The sequence below is a fragment of the Pseudomonas sp. MDT1-16 genome, from assembly GCF_054898115.1.
Window position 1 is genome coordinate 6,200,090 of the sequence record NZ_CM142717.1, and the last position, 17,731, is coordinate 6,217,820.

20 protein-coding genes and 1 pseudogene are annotated in these 17,731 nt (G+C 60.1%); 10 read left to right on the plus strand and 11 right to left on the minus strand.

Annotation, left to right across the window (positions count from 1 at the left end; genetic code table 11):
* Positions 1-13 precede the first annotated feature (13 nt).
* The 4 genes and pseudogenes from ACYZT3_RS28735 to ACYZT3_RS28750 all read right to left on the minus strand — a co-directional run.
* On the minus strand, positions 14-781 hold the full coding sequence (locus ACYZT3_RS28735) for a uroporphyrinogen-III synthase (RefSeq protein WP_282376162.1): 768 nt from the start codon (positions 779-781) through the stop codon (positions 14-16).
* Complete coding sequence (gene hemC / locus ACYZT3_RS28740) at positions 778-1,719, minus strand: hydroxymethylbilane synthase (protein ID WP_282376163.1); 942 nt, start codon at positions 1,717-1,719, stop codon at positions 778-780. Before hemC ends, ACYZT3_RS28735 begins: the two co-directional genes overlap by 4 nt.
* A gap of 137 nt (positions 1,720-1,856) precedes the next feature.
* Positions 1,857-2,603 (minus strand): LytR/AlgR family response regulator transcription factor, encoded by a 747-nt coding sequence (locus ACYZT3_RS28745; RefSeq protein WP_462031238.1) that lies wholly within the window; start codon positions 2,601-2,603, stop codon positions 1,857-1,859.
* Positions 2,600-2,713 (minus strand): annotated as a pseudogene (locus ACYZT3_RS28750) (sensor histidine kinase); the annotation flags it as partial. The gene ACYZT3_RS28745 and the pseudogene ACYZT3_RS28750, both read right to left, overlap by 4 nt.
* A 357-nt stretch (positions 2,714-3,070) precedes the next feature.
* Here ACYZT3_RS28750 and argH point away from each other — a divergent pair.
* A complete protein-coding gene (gene argH, locus ACYZT3_RS28755) occupies positions 3,071-4,465 on the plus strand; it encodes an argininosuccinate lyase (protein ID WP_282376166.1) in 1,395 nt (464 codons plus the stop codon).
* Positions 4,466-4,558: 93 nt separating this feature from the next.
* On the opposite strand, the gene ACYZT3_RS28760 is transcribed toward argH, so the two are convergent.
* The gene (locus tag ACYZT3_RS28760; RefSeq protein ID WP_462031239.1) at positions 4,559-5,218 is read right to left on the minus strand and encodes a glutathione S-transferase family protein; all 660 of its coding nucleotides are present in this window, start codon (positions 5,216-5,218) and stop codon (positions 4,559-4,561) included.
* A gap of 124 nt (positions 5,219-5,342) precedes the next feature.
* Between ACYZT3_RS28760 and ACYZT3_RS28765 the strand changes: the two genes are divergently transcribed.
* From ACYZT3_RS28765 to ACYZT3_RS28775, 3 genes are all read left to right on the plus strand, one after another.
* A complete protein-coding gene (locus ACYZT3_RS28765) occupies positions 5,343-5,639 on the plus strand; it encodes a hypothetical protein (RefSeq protein WP_282376168.1) in 297 nt (98 codons plus the stop codon).
* 198 nt (positions 5,640-5,837) lie between these two features.
* On the plus strand, positions 5,838-6,083 hold the full coding sequence (locus ACYZT3_RS28770) for a TIGR02647 family protein (protein WP_008150272.1): 246 nt from the start codon (positions 5,838-5,840) through the stop codon (positions 6,081-6,083).
* A gap of 195 nt (positions 6,084-6,278) precedes the next feature.
* Positions 6,279-9,125, plus strand: coding sequence for a class I adenylate cyclase (locus ACYZT3_RS28775; RefSeq protein WP_462031240.1), 2,847 nt, complete (start codon positions 6,279-6,281; stop codon positions 9,123-9,125).
* A 7-nt stretch (positions 9,126-9,132) separates the two neighbouring features.
* Here the strand turns inward: ACYZT3_RS28775 and rnk are convergent, their stop codons facing one another.
* From rnk to cyaY, 3 genes are all read right to left on the minus strand, one after another.
* Positions 9,133-9,543 (minus strand): nucleoside diphosphate kinase regulator, encoded by a 411-nt coding sequence (gene rnk / locus ACYZT3_RS28780; protein ID WP_282376171.1) that lies wholly within the window; start codon positions 9,541-9,543, stop codon positions 9,133-9,135.
* A 294-nt stretch (positions 9,544-9,837) separates the two neighbouring features.
* The gene (locus ACYZT3_RS28785) at positions 9,838-10,056 is read right to left on the minus strand and encodes a DUF1289 domain-containing protein (RefSeq protein WP_282376172.1); all 219 of its coding nucleotides are present in this window, start codon (positions 10,054-10,056) and stop codon (positions 9,838-9,840) included.
* Positions 10,057-10,060: 4 nt separating this feature from the next.
* Positions 10,061-10,393, minus strand: a complete 333-nt coding sequence (gene cyaY / locus ACYZT3_RS28790) for an iron donor protein CyaY (protein ID WP_282376173.1) — start codon at positions 10,391-10,393, stop codon at positions 10,061-10,063.
* 239 nt (positions 10,394-10,632) lie between these two features.
* Here cyaY and lptM point away from each other — a divergent pair, with 239 nt between their 5' ends.
* From lptM to ACYZT3_RS28820, 6 genes are read left to right on the plus strand one after another with little or no spacing between them, the layout of a single operon-like run.
* Positions 10,633-10,806, plus strand: a complete 174-nt coding sequence (gene lptM / locus ACYZT3_RS28795; RefSeq protein ID WP_282376174.1) for an LPS translocon maturation chaperone LptM — start codon at positions 10,633-10,635, stop codon at positions 10,804-10,806.
* A gap of 9 nt (positions 10,807-10,815) precedes the next feature.
* Positions 10,816-12,063, plus strand: coding sequence for a diaminopimelate decarboxylase (gene lysA, locus ACYZT3_RS28800; RefSeq protein ID WP_449645365.1), 1,248 nt, complete (start codon positions 10,816-10,818; stop codon positions 12,061-12,063).
* A gap of 4 nt (positions 12,064-12,067) precedes the next feature.
* Positions 12,068-12,898 (plus strand): diaminopimelate epimerase, encoded by an 831-nt coding sequence (gene dapF, locus ACYZT3_RS28805; RefSeq protein ID WP_102614570.1) that lies wholly within the window; start codon positions 12,068-12,070, stop codon positions 12,896-12,898.
* 13 nt (positions 12,899-12,911) lie between these two features.
* Positions 12,912-13,637 (plus strand): DUF484 family protein, encoded by a 726-nt coding sequence (locus ACYZT3_RS28810; RefSeq protein WP_282376177.1) that lies wholly within the window; start codon positions 12,912-12,914, stop codon positions 13,635-13,637.
* A 2-nt stretch (positions 13,638-13,639) separates the two neighbouring features.
* Positions 13,640-14,539: a tyrosine recombinase XerC gene (gene xerC / locus ACYZT3_RS28815; RefSeq protein ID WP_462031241.1), complete on the plus strand. Its 900-nt coding sequence runs from the start codon at positions 13,640-13,642 to the stop codon at positions 14,537-14,539.
* Positions 14,536-15,243 (plus strand): HAD family hydrolase, encoded by a 708-nt coding sequence (locus tag ACYZT3_RS28820; RefSeq protein WP_282376180.1) that lies wholly within the window; start codon positions 14,536-14,538, stop codon positions 15,241-15,243. Before xerC ends, ACYZT3_RS28820 begins: the two co-directional genes overlap by 4 nt.
* 75 nt (positions 15,244-15,318) lie before the next feature.
* Here ACYZT3_RS28820 and sutA read toward each other — a convergent pair whose 3' ends face one another.
* The 3 genes from sutA to ACYZT3_RS28835 form a co-directional block, all read right to left on the minus strand.
* Entirely contained in the window at positions 15,319-15,639 is a 321-nt protein-coding gene (gene sutA, locus ACYZT3_RS28825) for a transcriptional regulator SutA (RefSeq protein ID WP_282376182.1), read from the minus strand.
* Positions 15,640-15,740: 101 nt separating this feature from the next.
* Positions 15,741-16,166, minus strand: coding sequence for a secondary thiamine-phosphate synthase enzyme YjbQ (locus tag ACYZT3_RS28830; protein ID WP_282376183.1), 426 nt, complete (start codon positions 16,164-16,166; stop codon positions 15,741-15,743).
* A 214-nt stretch (positions 16,167-16,380) separates the two neighbouring features.
* Positions 16,381-17,718, minus strand: coding sequence for an ammonium transporter (locus tag ACYZT3_RS28835; RefSeq protein ID WP_095126951.1), 1,338 nt, complete (start codon positions 17,716-17,718; stop codon positions 16,381-16,383).
* Between the last annotated feature and the right edge of the window lie 13 nt (positions 17,719-17,731).

Consider the following 17,731-nt stretch of genomic DNA (forward strand, 5'->3'; position numbering starts at 1 on the left):
TCCATCCTTTGCATTAGAGAACGGGTCCGGGATGCTCCCGTAACGCCGTCAGCAAAGCCGCGGCACTGGCGCCGCGACAATCCACAACTGTTTGGGCCCCGGCGGCACGTGCCAGCTCGGCGACCCTGGGGCTTGGAACAAACAACGGCAACCGCGCCAATTGCGGCCAGGCATCGCCGGCCAACTGATGCAGGTGCTCAAAACCCTGTCCACTGCTGACCACCAGCCCGTTCAAGCGTTCCGCCCGGATCCGCTCAGGCAGGGCCGCTGACGGGTACTTCGGCAGGCGGCGACTGTACAACTCCAGATACTCGACACTAGCACCTAGCTCGCGCAAACGCTCAGCCAGCAACTCGCGTCCGCCCTCCCCGCGCATGATCAGCACGCGTGGACCGGGTCGTGCGATCGCCTCGCGCAACGAGGGAAGTTCAAGCAAGGCTTCGCTGTCATCGCCATCCACCGGGAAGTTGATGTCCAGCCCGCGATCCTCGAGGATCTGCGCGGTGGCTGCGCCCACGCTGAACCACTTCAGACGAGGGGGTTGCGGCCGATACCGGTCGAGCAGATCCACAGCGATTCTGGCGGCTGGCTTGCTGACTACGATCACCGCGCAAAAGCGATCCAGACCCTGAATCACCTCGCGCATTGTGTCAGAGACAGAAATCGGCTCGATCTCCAAAAGCGGCAAACTGCTGCTGAAAATCCCTTTTTCGGTCAAAAGACTGCTCAGCGCCGCCGACTCATCCGCGGGACGCGTCAGCAGCAGGCGCCAGCGCGTCACTCGTGACCTGCCTCGCCGTAGACTGCTTTGAGAATGTCGTTGGCGCCTTGACTCAGCAGGTCTTCAGCCACTTGCACGCCCAGGGCTTCGGCGTCGCTGCGTGGTGCTCGAGCCTCGGCGCTGAGCAGCAGACCACCGTTCGGATCACCGACAAGGCCACGCAACCAGATCTGCTCACCTTCAAGCACGGCGTAGCAGGCGATTGGCACTTGGCAGCCGCCATTCAAATGTTTGTTGAGAGCACGTTCGGCGGTCACGCGGGTGGCGGTATCCTGATGGTGCAGCGGCGCCAACAGCGCGTGAATTTCGCTGTCGACGCTACGGCATTCGATACCCACCGCGCCTTGGCCACCGGCCGGCAGACTGTCGTCGACGCTGATGGCCGAGGTGATGCGTTCTTCAAAGCCAAGACGAATCAGGCCGGCAGCAGCAAGGATAATGGCGTCGTATTCGCCGGCATCGAGCTTGGCCAGGCGCGTGTTGACGTTACCGCGCAGGAAGCGGATCTCCAGGTCCGGACGCCGGGTCAGCAATTGAGCCTGACGGCGCAGACTGGAGGTGCCGACGATGCTGCCTTGCGGCAACTCATCCAGGCTGGCGTAGGTGTTGGAGACGAACGCATCGCGCGGGTCTTCGCGTTCGCAGATGCAGAACAGACCGAGACCTTCAGGGAAGTCCATCGGCACGTCTTTCATGGAGTGCACAGCGATGTCGGCTTCATTTTCCAGCAACGCGGTTTCAAGCTCTTTGACGAACAGGCCCTTGCCGCCGATTTTCGACAGTGGCGAGTCGAGCAACTTGTCACCGCGACTGACCATGGGCACCAACGTCACGAGCAGACCCGGATGGGCCTCTTCCAGACGAGCTTTGACGTATTCGGCCTGCCACAGGGCGAGAGCGCTTTTACGGGTGGCGATGCGGATTTCGCGAGAGGACATGGATCAATCCGTACTGAATAGATACGGCGGATAATAACAGCTCAGCCAAATCCACTTTGACTTGTATCAGAAACCGCGTGGCCTCCCTGGCCTCAGACACCCAGCAATCGGGATAAAACCCGCCCGTAAATGGCGGATTAAAGCTGCTGCATCATCTTGCGCACGCCGGCCACATGCCGTCGGCTGACGATCAGGGCATCGCCGTTCAAGCCTTTGAGGAACAGCTGAAAATGCCCAAGAGGCGTGCGTTGCAGGCGTTCGATGCGTTCGCGGGCGACCAGCGCGTTGCGGTGGATGCGCACGAAGCGGTCGCCAAATTCATCTTCAAGTGCCTTGAGCGGCTCATCCAGCAGCACTTCGCCGCCCTCGTGGCGCAAGGTCACGTATTTGTGATCCGCAATGAAATAGACCACCTGACCCAACGGGATCAGTTCGATACCTTTACGGGTACGGGCGCTGATGTGACTGCGTGGGCCGCTGCCACTTTCGGCCGCGGGACGGGTCAGGGCCGCGAGTTGGACGCGATTGGGCCGCTCAGCCTTTTTTAACGCTTCATGCAATTGTTCTGTACGCACAGGTTTCACCAGATAGCCTACGGCGCTGGCCTGTAAGGCTTCCACGGCAAATTCATCGGGCCCTGCGCAGAACACCACGGCGGGTGGGGTTTCGCGTTCGCACAATCGTGCAGCCACTTGCAGGCCATCGAGGCCCGGCATGCGGATATCGAGCAGCACGATATCCGGTTTGTGGCTGTCGATCAGTGCCAACGCCTCTTCGCCGTTCGTGGCGCCAGGCTCCAGGACACTGTATCCCTCGAGTTCGCCAACCATTCGGCTCAGGCGCTCGCGGGCAAGGGGTTCGTCATCAACGATCAGGACATTCATATTGCGCTGGATTCCTGCGTGAGTCTCGCACAAGGATAGCGTAGACAGGTGAAGTGACGTCCGTCACCGCGATCCACGCTAAGACTAGCGCGAGGGCCAAAAAGTGCCGCCCGACCGACGGCTAAATTTTCATCTGTCGTGCGTTTGGCGGCCCAGGCCCGCGTTGGCGAAGCATCGCCGTAGGGTTTGTTGATACACAATATGAACACCCCCTCTTCTTATAGTCAGTTGCAGCGCCTGGAAGTGCGCTGATCCACCTGTCCTACTGTCCAACTGTAGACGGTTGCCGGCACGATATTGCTCAATTGGAAAATATCGTTGCGCAATTCCCCGATGCGCTGGCTCGAGTATGGACCGCTGCATGAGAAAAAAACGTGTCGACCAGTGTCAGCGACAGGATTGGCAACCCTGTTATTATTCGCGACAGCTTTCAACGCCATCTTTCTTCAGCCGATACGAGCGAATTCATGAGCACTGACAAGACCAATCAGTCCTGGGGCGGCCGCTTCAGTGAACCCGTCGACGCCTTCGTCGCCCGCTTCACCGCCTCCGTCACTTTCGACCAGCGCCTGTATCGCCACGACATCATGGGTTCGATCGCTCACGCCACGATGCTGGCCAAGGTCGGCGTGCTGACCGATGCCGAGCGCGACAGCATCACCGATGGTCTGAAGACCATCCAGGGTGAAATCGAGGCCGGCCAGTTCGACTGGCGCATCGACCTCGAAGACGTGCACATGAACATCGAGGCGCGTCTGACCGACCGCATCGGCGTGACCGGTAAGAAGCTGCACACCGGCCGCAGCCGCAACGACCAGGTCGCCACCGACATCCGCCTGTGGCTGCGTGATGAGATCGACCTGATCCTGAGCGAAATCACCCGCCTGCAAAAAGGCTTGCTGGAGCAGGCCGAGCGTGAAGCCGGCAGCATCATGCCGGGCTTCACTCACCTGCAAACCGCGCAGCCGGTGACCTTCGGGCACCACATGCTGGCCTGGTTCGAAATGCTCAGCCGCGACTACGAGCGCCTGGTCGATTGCCGCAAACGTACCAATCGCATGCCACTGGGCAGCGCTGCACTGGCGGGCACCACCTACCCGATCGACCGCGAATTCACCGCCCAACTGTTGGGCTTCGACGCTGTTGGCGGTAACTCGCTGGACAACGTTTCCGATCGCGATTTCGCCATCGAATTCTGCTCGGCCGCGAGCATCGCGATGATGCACTTGTCGCGCTTCTCCGAAGAGCTGGTGCTGTGGACCAGCGCCCAGTTCCAGTTCATCGATCTGCCAGACCGTTTCTGCACCGGCAGCTCGATCATGCCGCAAAAGAAAAACCCGGACGTGCCGGAGTTGGTGCGTGGCAAGACCGGGCGCGTATTCGGCGCACTGATGGGCCTGCTGACCCTGATGAAAGGCCAGCCACTGGCCTACAACAAGGACAACCAGGAAGACAAGGAACCGCTGTTCGACGCCGCCGACACGTTGCGTGACTCGCTGCGAGCCTTTGCCGACATGATCCCGGCGATCAAACCCAAGCACGCGATGATGCGAGAAGCGGCCCTGCGCGGTTTCTCCACCGCCACCGACCTGGCCGACTACCTGGTACGTCGTGGCCTGCCGTTCCGTGACTGCCACGAAATCGTTGGCCATGCCGTGAAGTACGGCGTGGAAAGCGGTAAAGACTTGGCGGAAATGAGCCTGGAAGAGCTGCGCAAGTTCAGCGACCAGATCGATCAGGATGTGTTCGCCGTGTTGACGCTGGAAGGCTCGGTGAATGCCCGTGACCATACCGGCGGAACCGCGCCGGCGCAGGTCAAGAAGGCTGTGGTTCGCGGCCAGGCATTGCTGGCTAGCCGCTAAAAGCTTCGCGGGCAAGCCTCGCTCCTACAGATCACACAAATCCTGTAGGAGCGAGGCTTGCCCGCGAATGCGGTCTTGAAGACGCTAAAAAACCTACTTTTTGGACGCGACCATCGCCATAAACGCTGGCATCGCCGCTTCCTTGTCCTTTGCAATCCGCTGCACGTGCGGGTTCTGTTCCAGACGCTCCAGCAACGCTTTGGCCGCCGGCATCTCAGCCAGCAAATCCAGGTCAAACAGCTTCTGCGCCACCGCACACGCCAGCGGCACGCTGTAAAGGAAATACAAATCGGCAATGCTCAGGCTGTCACCTGCCACGTAAGGGGCAAATTTGCCGTGCCTGCTCAATGAGGCAAACCCCAGCAGCAACTCGGCTTTGGTCTTGTCTTTGATCGCCTCCGGCACGGTCATGCCGAAAAATGCTTCGCCATAGCAGGCGCGCCCCGGCAGTTCAATGTACAGCTCGATTTCCTTGGCAAGTGCCAAGACCTGGGACCGCTCAAAGGGATCGCTCGGCAACAGCGGCGTGCCTTTCTGGCTGTGTTCGAGGTATTCGAGAATCACGCTGGTTTCGTTGACGAAACCCTGTTCGACGCCCAGCACCGGTACCTTCCCGCGCGGGCTGATGGCGAACGCTTCGGCGCTCGGCCCTGGGTAAAACAATACTTCTTCAAACGGCAGTCCCTTCTCCAGCAGCGCCAGCTTGACCATGTTGTAGTAGTTGCTGACGGAAAATCCATAAAGCTTGAGCATCACTTAGCCTCCAGGCCGTGCAGGGGTTGGCAGTGCCCTTTATAGAACGCCGAGGTGCTTCTTGCCAGCAGCATCACAGCGCTGAATGCAGGTAAACTGGCCGCCTTAACTTGAGGAGCCTGCCATGAGCGAGCCAACCCCCGATAACAACCAAGACGACATCGACGAAGAAGAGTTCGCCGAAAACACCCTGATCGAAGCCATCGAAAACCAGATTGAAAGCGACAATCCGCCGGCCGCCAAGGCGACCTTCAACAAGCTGACATTGGTGGGTTACGAGCGTGAAGAAATCCTCAATCTGATGGCCCACGTTCTGGCAGTAGAAATCGACGCAATCCTCGAAGAAGACCGCGCGTTCAACACTGAATGGTATGAAACTGCGTTGCGTGCATTGCCAGAGTTGCCGCCCGAAAAGAAATGATCCCCCCTTCTCGTAGGAGCGAGGCTTGCCCGCGAAGGCCACAACGCGGTCCCCCATAGAAACCGCGTCATCTTTCTTCGCGGACGAGCCTCGCTCCTACAAAGGCGAAAAAACCCTGTCGCGAGCACTGGACATGCCGCCCGAGTGAGATCACCTTAGGGGCGCTGTCGTCCAATTCCTAGAAAGTCTGGAGTCCTTATGTCGCTTACCCCTGAGTTGGTTGCCGAACTGGAAATCCTCGCACTCTTCAACCTGGACAGTTCCCAGGAAGGTTTGAAAATTCATCAGACCGCTGCCCCGAAAGCCATTGCCGCCGCCCAAAGACTGTTCGACAAAGAACTGATCACCCAGCCAGATGGTGGTTATCTGACCAGTCTGGGTCGTGACGCCGCGCAAAATGTGCAAACCGTTCTGACCATTCTCAACGTACGGGAAACTGCCTGAGCATTACCGCAGCGCCCACGGAAACCCCTGCTACGGGATTTCCGCGGGCTCACTCTGTTGCCTGCCGTCGCCCCGCGATAAAAATCTGACGCCAGAAAAACAAAATCAGCTTAAAAGTCCCAGGGCCGAAGCGCTAAACTGCCCCTCATCCTGAGACCTCCCACGTCCGAGCCCCGCAAGCCGGTTTGAGCTGACATGACCCGCACCCATGAAATCCGCCCCGATCTGGACGAGGGAATCGACCGCAAGGTTCTCAGCCAGCTGCGCGCACGTTTTCTGAAGCTCAACGAAGGCCGCATGGCCCGCGCCATGGAAGGGTTGTCGACCCGTCAGCAAGCGGTGCTGACCCTGTTGCCGCTGTTTTTCCACGTCAATCATCCGCTGTTGCCGGGATACGTTTCGGGCGGTACGCCAGCCGGGCTGTCGAATTACGAACCCGACGCCAACGCCCTTGCCGAAGCCCAACGCCTGACTCGCTCGTTTTCCTATAAGCCCCGCCACGGCAGCAATCCGCCGCGACCGATTCACGGCCTGTTCCTGATGGGCAGTCTCGGTACCCTGGCCCAGGCCGACCAGAGCGACATGGACGTGTGGGTCTGTCACGGGCCGGACTTAAGCGAAAACGAGCTCACTGAGCTGCGCAAAAAATGCCAGCTCCTCGAAGTCTGGGCTGCCAGCCAAGGCGCTGAGGCGCATTTCTTCCTGATCGACCCGACCCGTTTCGTACGCGGCGAACGTGATACGCAACTGAGCTCGGAAGACTGCGGCACCACCCAGCACTATTTGCTGCTGGACGAGTTCTATCGCACCGCGATCTGGCTGGCCGGCCGCACACCCATTTGGTGGCTGGTGCCCGTCTACGAAGAGGCAAGCTACGACCGGTACACCCACACGCTGATGTCCAAGCGCTTCATCCGTGCCGACGAAACCCTGGACTTGGGGCATCTGGCCTATATCCCACCCGGCGAGTTCATCGGTGCCGGGCTCTGGCAGTTGTTCAAGGGCATCGAATCGCCGTACAAATCGGTGCTCAAACTGCTGCTGACCGAGGTCTATGCCAGCGAACACCCCAAAGTCCATTGCCTGAGCCTGCGCTTCAAGCAAGCGGTGTTTGCCAATCGGCTCGACCTTGATGAGTTGGACCCGTACGTCGTGGTCTACCGGCGCATCGAGGAATACCTCACCGCCCGTGGCGAGCCGGAACGGCTGGAGCTGGTACGCCGGGCGTTGTACCTGAAGGTCAATCGCAAACTCACCGGCAACAGCAGTCGCACTCAGAGCTGGCAGCGTTCGTTGCTTAGACGCCTGGCCCACGAATGGCACTGGGATCAGCGTCAACTGGCCCTGCTCGATAGCCGCAGCCAGTGGAAAGTCCGTCAGGTCAGCGCTGAACGCAGGGCCTTGGTCAACGAGCTCAATTACAGCTACCGCTTCCTGACCCAGTTCGCCCGCACCGAACAGACGGTCAGCCTGATCAACAAACGCGACCTTAACGTGCTGGGTCGGCGGCTGTACGCGGCGTTCGAGCGCAAGGCCGACAAGGTCGAGTTCATCAACCCTGGCATTGCACCGGATATGGCCGAAGACACCCTCACGCTGGTGCAAGCGCCGAACAAAAAAGAATCGGGTCAACCTCAGTGGGGTTTGTACAACGGCAGCCTGACGGCCCTGGAGTGGGAGCATTTCGCACCGATCAAGCGCAGCCGCCAGTTGCTGGAACTGCTGACCTGGTGTCACCGCAATGGCGTGATCGACTGCAGCACTCGCCTGGCCTTGCACCCCGGCAGCAGCGACCTGAGCGAGTTCGAACTGTTCAACCTGCTCGGCAGCCTGCAACAGAGCATCGTCCTGCCGCTGACAACCGTCGCTGAAAAGCCGTTACTGCGTGCCAGTGTGCCGAGCGAAGTGCTGATTCTGGTAAACGTCGGTGTCGATCCACTCAAGCACCACCGCGACCTGAACATCCTGATGACCACCGAGCGCACCGATTCGCTCAGCTACGCCGGCGTTCGGGAAAACCTGGTGCTGACGCTGGATCAGGTCACGCTCAATAGTTGGAACGAAGTGCTGGTCAGCCGCTTCAACGGCCCCCACGCGCTGCTCGACTGCGTGCGCGATTACCTCAACAACCTGCCCAGCGGGCTACAACAACCCACGTTGCGAGTACGTTGCTTCTGCCACAACCGCGCACAGTTCATCGCCCAGCGGGTCGAAGAAATCCTCGACACCGCGCAGAACCTGCTGTTGAGCAAACTCAATCATCGTTACCTGATACAGGTCCAGCAGCACTACCACGTGCTGGAACTGGTACCCGGACAAGTCAATCATGTCGCCCTCGCCACGCTGCCGGCGCTGGTCGATTATCTGGGCGAAGAGCTGGCAAGCTACAGCCCGCTGCACCTGGACCCGATGGCACTGGAAGATCACGACCTGGCGCTAGTCCTGCCGATGGGTCAGCCCGACTGCATTCAGGTGTTCTACCGGATCAATGAATACCACGCCGACCTGTACGTACTGGATGAATTCAGTGCCCTGTGGCAGCAGCGTTTGCCCTACCACGACGAGCAAAGCCTGCTGGTGCCCTTGCAACGTTTCCTGCAATCGCTCCAGTACCGGCGCGACGCATTGCTGCCGATGGACGTCGCCCAGCCGCTGAGCCTGGACACCTTGTATTACCAACTGCTGCCCTCCGGCCCCGTACGGGCACGTCGGGTCGAAGCTCGGCCAGCGCCGCAAACCCCGGTCAACAAACCGTTCTACGACGTGCAGGCGATTGTCGGCAAAGCCGCACCGGGACAGGTGCAGGTCACGTTGTATTGCAATCAGCGGGAGTTTTCAGAGTTGGAGCATGGCGACCAACTGTTCAGCGTGGTCGCCCGGGAAATCGTCGAGCAACGCCGTGAAACCGAACGCTATCGCTGCTACATCACCGACCTGGATCTGTCGGGCCTGCTCGGTGATGGGCAGAACTCAAGCAATCTGTATTTGCGCTACAAGGCCGACCTGGAACGCGCATTGAATGACGCGCTCGAGCAGGTCTGAGGGGACGTCATTCCGGGAAGGCGCCGCCATTGGCAGGCTGCGATTCGACTTCCAGCAGCGTCAGCTTGAGGGTCTTGCCGCCCGGAGCCGGCCAGTCGATGTGCTGACCCACCTTCAGGCCGAGCAAGGCACTGCCCACTGGCGCCAGAATGGAAATCTTGCCTTCGTCGGCATTGGCATCCTTCGGGTAAACCAGCGTCAGGTGATAGTCCTTGCCACTGATTTCTTCACGGCAATGCACACGGGAGTTCATGGTCACGACATCGGCGGGCACATCTTCGTGACCGACCAGGGTATCGGCGCGGTCCAGTTCGGTTTGCAGCGCGATCACGCCCGGCAGCGTGTCATCCAGGCTGTCGATCAGGCGTTCCAGACGTTGAACGTCCAGACGGGTAAGGGTGATTGAAGGTGCGGTCATGATTTGGGCAGACTCCTTTCTTCTGCACAGAAAAAGCAAAACCCCGCCAGAAAAAGGCGGGGTTTTCACGAGCCTCGATGGGTTGAGGCGTAACCGGACACTATCACAGCTCAATAAATATACAAGTCAGGGCGACGACACACTTTTGTAGCAGCTGGCGAAGCCTGCGTTCGGCTGCGCAGCAGTCGTAAAACCTGAGTGCTCGGTATTCCTGATACACCTTAGCGCCTGATCTCACGACTGCTGCGCAGCCGAACGCAGGCTTCGCCAGCTGCTACAGGTCGCGTGAAGGCTTCAGGTGGAGGTCTTGCGCTGAACTGCTTGGGCGCAGATGACACGCCGCCGATCGTCATCGGCCGAGCGCCATTCGCGGATGTCTTCGACAGGGCGAAAACACCCAAGGCAGACCTTTCGCTCATCCAGCCGACACACACCGCTGCACGGCGAAGGCACCGCCGGGCTGACATTGCTGTAGAGCGGCTTGGGCGGACGAACGGGCGCAGGCTGGGTCACGATCTCACAGGCCTTCGAAATCGAGTTCGACGCCAGCTTGCTGCATGACGATGCGCTCAAGCATCTCGCCCAATTGCTCCTCGCTCTTGTCGCACATCCAGCGCTCGCTCTCTTCGTCGTAATCGAAGTGGAACCCGCCGGACACCGCCGCCAGCCACAACTGCCGCAGTGGCTCCTGACGGCTGAAGATCAACTGGCTGCCGTTTTCGAACTTGACGGTGAGCACACCGGCCGAGCTCTCCAGATCAATATCCAGGTCACTTTCGTCAAAAACATCCTCCAGCGTCTGCTGGGTGGCATCGACCAGATCGTGGAAACGGGCTTCAGTCAAACTCATTGCGGGAACCTCAAAAAGTGTCTACTCACGCTCAAGCGCCGCAAGATACGGGCGAGCCCCGGTGATTGCAAAGGATAACGACCAAGGGCCCGACAGCGTTACGAAATATCCGTGTACGGTGCAGGACAAGTTACCGCGCTACGGTCCAAGCCCCGCCGGACGGGAGCCCCGTCGCATAGGCAAGCTGCCGGGTGGCCGGTATACTCCGGCGCAATTAATGCATTTTCAAGGATTTCGCCATGAAGCGCCTGATCTCGTCCCTTGCTGCGCTCGCCGCGGTTGCCTGCCTTGTGTCGGCCTGTGGTCAAAAAGGCCCGCTGTACCTGCCCGATGACAGCCAGGACCCTGCAGAGCAGGCCAAGTCGTCGCAAAAACAGCCTGCATCCAAATCGCACAAGCACGACGTCTACTAAGGGAACGCCATGGACGCTTTTAACTACCGTGGCGGGGAGCTGTTCGCGGAAGGTGTTGCCCTGTCCGCCATCGCTCAACGCTTTGGCACACCGACCTACGTCTACTCCCGCGCCCACATCGAAGCCCAGTACCTGGCTTTTGCCGATGCACTGGCCGGCATGCCGCACCTGGTCTGCTTTGCGGTCAAGGCCAACTCCAACCTGGGTGTACTGAACGTCCTGGCGCGTCTGGGCGCCGGTTTTGACATCGTCTCCCGTGGTGAGCTGGAACGCGTACTGGCCGCTGGTGGCAGCGCCGACAAGATCGTGTTCTCCGGTGTCGGCAAGACCCGTGACGACATGCGTCGTGCCCTGGAAGTCGGCGTGCATTGCTTCAACGTCGAATCCACCGATGAGCTGGAACGTCTGCAAGTCGTCGCCGCCGAGTTGGGTGTTCGCGCGCCGATCTCGCTGCGCGTAAACCCGGATGTCGACGCCGGTACCCACCCGTACATTTCCACCGGTCTTAAAGAGAACAAGTTCGGCATCGCCATCGCCGACGCCGAAGACGTGTACATCCGTGCCGCCCAACTGCCTAACCTGGAAGTCGTCGGCGTCGATTGCCACATCGGTTCGCAACTGACCACCCTGGCGCCATTCATCGATGCCCTCGACCGCCTGCTGGGCCTGGTCGACCGTCTCGGCGATTGCGGCATTTACCTGCGCCATATCGATCTCGGTGGTGGCCTGGGTGTGCGTTATCGCGATGAAGAGCCGCCCTTGGCTGCCGACTACATCAAAGCCGTGCGCGAGCGTCTCGACGGTCGTGACCTGGCGCTGGTGTTCGAGCCGGGCCGCTTTATCGTCGCCAACGCCGGCGTGTTGCTGACCCAGGTCGAGTACCTCAAGCACACCGAACACAAAGACTTCGCCATCGTCGACGCGGCCATGAACGACCTGATCCGCCCGGCGCTGTACCAGGCCTGGATGGACGTCACCGCCGTGCGCCCGCGCAATACCGCTGCCCGTGCCTACGACATCGTCGGGCCGATCTGCGAGACCGGCGACTTCCTGGCCAAGGACCGTCAGCTGGCCCTGGAAGAAGGTGATCTGCTGGCCGTGCATTCGGCCGGTGCCTACGGGTTTGTCATGAGTTCCAACTACAACACCCGCGGTCGTGCCGCTGAAGTGTTGGTGGACGGTGATCAGGCATTTGAAGTGCGTCGCCGTGAGACGGTAGCCGAGTTGTTTGCTGGCGAAAGCCTGCTGCCGGAGTAAAACCATGCTGCTGCGTTTTACCAAGATGCACGGCCTGGGCAATGACTTCATGGTCCTTGACCTGGTCAGCCAGCATGCGCACATCCTGCCCAAACATGCCAAGCAATGGGGCGATCGGCATACGGGTATCGGTTTCGACCAGTTGCTGATCGTCGAAGCGCCCAGCAACCCGGACGTGGATTTCCGCTATCGGATCTTCAACGCCGACGGCTCCGAAGTGGAACAGTGCGGCAACGGTGCACGCTGCTTCGCGCGCTTCGTGCTCGACAAGCGCCTGACCGCGAAACGGCTGATCCGCGTCGAGACCAAAAGTGGCATCATCGAACTGGATATCCGCAGCGACGGGCAGATCGGTGTCAACATGGGCGCACCGCGCCTGGTACCGGCCGACATTCCGTTCGACGCGCCGGAACAGGCCCTGAGTTATCAGGTTGACGTCGACGGCACTGCGGTCGAACTGGCCGCCGTGTCCATGGGCAACCCCCATGCCGTGCTACGGGTCAGCGATATCAACAACGCGCCGGTGCATGAACTGGGGCCGAAAATCGAAAACCATCCGCGCTTCCCGGCGCGGGTCAATGTCGGTTTTCTTCAGGTCATCGACCGGAACCGTGCGCAGCTGCGCGTTTGGGAACGCGGGGCCGGGGAAACCCAGGCGTGCGGAACCGGCGCTTGCGCTGCCGCAGTGGCCGCGATCAGCCAGGGGTGGATGGATTCGCCGCTATTGATCGACCTGCCCGGCGGGCGTTTGTCCATTGAATGGGCAGGCCCTGGCCAACCGGTCATGATGACCGGCCCGGCAGTGCGCGTATATGAAGGACAGGTGCGTCTTTGAGTGAGTTAAATCCATGACCGATAAGCCCCAGGTTCCCGCCCTACAGCCCGACGAATCCTCTTCCGAAAGCCTTGAGGCGGCGGCGATTGCCGCGTACCTGGAGGCTCATCCGGATTTCTTCGTCGAGCATGAAGAACTGCTCGCAACCTTGCGCATTCCGCACCAGCGCGGCGACACCATTTCGCTGGTCGAACGCCAGATGACCATCCTGCGCGACCGCAATATCGAGTTGCGTCATCGCCTCTCGCATTTGATGGACGTGGCCCGCGACAACGACCGCCTCTTCGACAAGACCCGCCGCCTGATTCTCGCGCTGATGGACGCCACCAGCCTGGAAGATGTGGTGATCAGCGTCGAAGACAGTCTGCGCCAGGACTTCCAGGTGCCCTTTGTCAGCCTGATTCTGCTGGGTGACAATCCCATGCCGGTGGGCCGCTGGGTGACCCATGCCGACGCGCAAACGGCCATCGGCGGCTTGCTCTCCGAAGACAAAAGCGTCAGCGGCAGCCTGCGTGAACATGAACTGGACTTCCTGTTTGGCGAAGAACAGCGCAAGCAGATTGGTTCCACCGCCGTCGTCGCCATCAGCTACCAGGGCATCCACGGCGTCCTGGCCATCGCCAGCCGCGACCCGCAGCACTACAAGAGCTCGGTGGGCACGCTATTTCTCAGCTACATCGCCGAAGTGATGGGCCGCGTGCTGCCGCGGGTCAACAGCTCCCTGCGCTCGGTACGCTGACCATGGAACGGCAACTGGACGCTTACTGCGAACACTTGCGCAGTGAGCGACAGGTGTCGCCCCATACGCTGTACGCCTACCGCCGCGACCTCGACAAAGTGCTGGGCTGGTGCGTCAAACAGAACATCAGCAGTTGGGCCGCCCTGGACATCCAGCGCCTGCGCAGCCTGGTCGCACGCCTGCATTCACAGGGTCAATCGTCCCGCAGCTTGGCGCGTTTACTGTCGGCAGTGCGTGGGCTCTATCACTACCTCAACCGCGAAGGCCTTTGCGATCACGACCCGGCCAATGGCCTGGCGCCGCCGAAGGGCGAACGTCGGCTGCCAAAAACCCTCGACACCGACCGCGCGCTGCAACTGCTTGAGGGCGCGGTGGAAGATGATTTCCTGGCGCGTCGGGATCAGGCGATTCTGGAGCTGTTCTATTCCTCAGGTTTGCGCCTTTCGGAACTGACCGGGCTCAATCTGGATCAGCTGGACCTGGCCGATGGCTTGGTTCAAGTGCTCGGCAAGGGCAGCAAGACCCGACTGCTGCCGGTCGGCAAGAAAGCACGCGAAGCGCTGGAGTTGTGGCTGCCGCTACGGGCCATGAGCAACCCGGCGGACGACGCGGTGTTTGTCAGCCAGCAAGGCCGGCGCCTCGGCCCTAGGGCGATTCAGGTGCGGGTTAAAGCGGCTGGCGAGCGCGAACTGGGACAGAACCTGCATCCGCACATGCTGCGGCACTCCTTCGCCAGCCATTTGCTGGAGTCCTCCCAGGACTTGCGGGCGGTTCAGGAATTGCTCGGCCACTCGGACATCAAAACCACCCAGATCTACACCCACCTGGACTTCCAGCACCTGGCGACGGTTTACGACAGCGCCCATCCAAGGGCCAAACGCATCAAAGGCGATGATTCATGAGAATCCAATTGATCACCTTCGACCTCGACGACACCCTGTGGGACACCGCCCCGGTGATCGTCAGCGCCGAAGCCGTATTGCGTGAATGGCTGACCGAGCATGCACCGAATCTGGGCGCCGTGCCGGTGGAGCATTTGTGGGCGATTCGCGAGCGGATCCTCAGCAGCGAACCAAGCCTCAAGCACCGCATCAGCGCCCTGCGTCGCCGAGTCTTGTTCCACGCGCTGGAAGAGGCCGGTTACGACCCGGGTCAGGCCTCAGGCCTGGCCGATCAGAGTTTTGAGGTGTTTCTGCATGCCCGGCATCAGCTGGAAATATTCCCGGAGGTGCAACCGACCCTGGAGACTCTGGCCAATCACTACGCTCTCGGCGTGGTCACCAACGGCAACGCCGATGTGCGCCGGTTAGGGCTGGCGGACTACTTCAAGTTTGCCTTGTGCGCCGAAGACATCGGCATCGGCAAGCCGGATGCGCGACTGTTTCATGAGGCGTTGCAACGGGGTGGTGCGACGGCTGAAACGGCGGTGCATATCGGCGATCATCCGGGTGACGACATTGCCGGCGCCCAGCAGGCGGGGTTGCGGGCGATCTGGTTTAACCCGGCGGGCAAGGTGTGGGAAGCGCAGAAGGCGCCGGATGCCGAGATTCGCAGTTTGACCGAGTTGCCGGCGTTGTTGGCTCGCTGGAATGCGGCTTCGGCCTGAGCTCAAGAATTTTATTTCACCCATGAAAAAGCCCGCAGCGACGGCGGGCTTTTTCAGCAAGCAAGCTGCTGGCGCTTAGATAGGCCGACTGCCGTACTTGTTGTCAGGCTTCTTGGGAGGATCGGCGACCACATTGGCCTCCACTTCCTGCACCTTACCGCCTTTGGAGAGAAACTCCTCCATGGCGCGTGCCAGAGCGTCACGCTCTTTGTTCTTGGCTTCAACGCTCGGCAGTTCATCAACCGATACCGCTGCCTTGGCTTTGCCTTTGGCGGTCGGAACGGGCGCTTCACCGCCATCGTCGTCAGCAACGTCTTCCGCTGCAGTTTCCAGACCTTCTTCGGTTTCGTCGTCGCCTACTTCGAGGTCGTCGTTTTCCAGATCATCGTCGCTCATGTTCTACCTCATGACTTGCGAAAAGCAGATTAGTTATAGCCCAGCTTCGCCATCTGTCGAAGGCCGCCGGAAAAAATTCTACAACCGCTGGTAACCACGGTTTATGCCCCTTCACCGTAGACGGTGGCGAGGACTTTACGGGCACCGCCATAATCACGGTGCTCGCCCAGATAAACGCCTTGCCAGGTTCCCAGCGCCAGTCGGCCTGCCGAAATCGGCAAACTGAGCTGACAGCCAAGTACACTGGCCTTGAAGTGCGCCGGGAGGTCGTCCAGGCCTTCGTCGTTATGCTCATAGCCGTCTGTTCCTTGTGGGATCAGACGATTGAAAAATCGTTCGAAGTCGCGACGTACCGCCGGATCGGCGTTCTCGTTGATGGTCAACGACGCCGAGGTATGCTGCAGCCACAAATGCAACAGACCGACCCGACATGCCTTGAGTTCAGGCAGGCCAGCGAGTAATTCGTCCGTTACCAGATGAAAGCCCCGGGGCCTCGCCCGCAGGGTAATCAGAGTCTGTTGCCACATACAGTTCTCCGCACGTTCGGGGCGCATTCTAGCGCGCTCTGGGAAAAAACAAAGGCCCTAATATTCCTTCAATCATGTAAGCCATTGGCCGCAGAAAAACGCTCGTCGTAAACGCCACTAAACGTGTACGAAAAAACCTTTCAGCAGTTCCTTCACTGACAAACTCCAGACAAAAAAATGCCCGGCAAGCCGGGCAAGTTTTTTGTGCGCGTACTTACAAGTTGTAGCCGCGTTCGTTGTGAAGCGCCAAATCGATGCCGACCGCCTCTTCTTCCTCAGTGATGCGTAGACCCATGACGGCGTCCAGGACCTTGAGAATGATGTAGGTGACGATCGCGGTGTAAATCACCGTGAAGCCCACGCCTTTCAACTGAATCCAGACTTGTGCACCGATGTCGGTGACAGTGCCGAAGCCACCCAGGGCCGGTGCAGCGAAGACACCGGTCAGGATCGCACCGAGGATACCGCCGATGCCGTGCACACCGAAGGCGTCCAGGGAGTCGTCATAACCGAGTTTGCGTTTCAGGGTGGTGGCGCAGAAGAAGCACACCACGCCGGCTGCCAGGCCGATGACCAGAGCACCCATCGGGCCTACGGTGCCAGCGGCTGGTGTGATTGCAACCAGACCGGCCACAACACCCGAAGCGATACCCAGAGCACTTGGTTTGCCGTGAGTGATCCACTCGGCGAACATCCAGCCCAATGCAGCGGCGGCGGTTGCGATCTGGGTCACCAGCATCGCCATACCGGCAGTGCCGTTGGCCGCAGCAGCGGAACCGGCGTTGAAGCCGAACCAACCAACCCACAACATTGCAGCACCCATCAGGGTGTAACCGAGGTTGTGCGGCGCCATCGGAGTGGTCGGGAAGCCTTTGCGTTTGCCCAGTACCAGGCAGGCAATCAGACCGGCTACACCGGCGTTGATGTGCACCACGGTGCCGCCGGCGAAGTCCAGCACGCCCCAGTCCCACATCAGGCCGCCGTTACCGGACCAGACCATGTGCGCGATTGGTGCATAAACCAGGGTGAACCAGACGCCCATGAAGATCAGCATCGCGGAGAACTTCATCCGCTCGGCGAAGGCACCGACGATCAGCGCAGGGGTGATGATGGCGAAGGTCATCTGGAAGGTGATGAACACCGCCTCAGGGAACAGCGCCGCGGGACCGGTCAGGCTCGATGGCGTGACACCGGCGAGGAATGCCTTGCCCATGCCGCCGAAGAATGAGTTGAAGTTGACGACGCCCTGTTCCATGCCGGTGGTGTCGAACGCGATGCTGTAGCCATAAATGACCCACAGAATGCTGATCAGACCGGTAATGGCGAAGCACTGCATCATCACGGAAAGAATGTTTTTGGAGCGAACCATGCCGCCGTAGAACAGCGCGAGGCCGGGAATGGTCATGAACAGCACGAGGGCTGTCGAGGTCATCATCCAGGCGGTGTCGCCGGAGTTGAGGACTGGGGCCGCCACTTCGTCTGCCGCCATAGCCAGGCTGGGCATTACGAGGGACAACAGGGCTCCTAGCCCTGCGAATTTACGCAGAGTCATTTTGTTTTCTCCT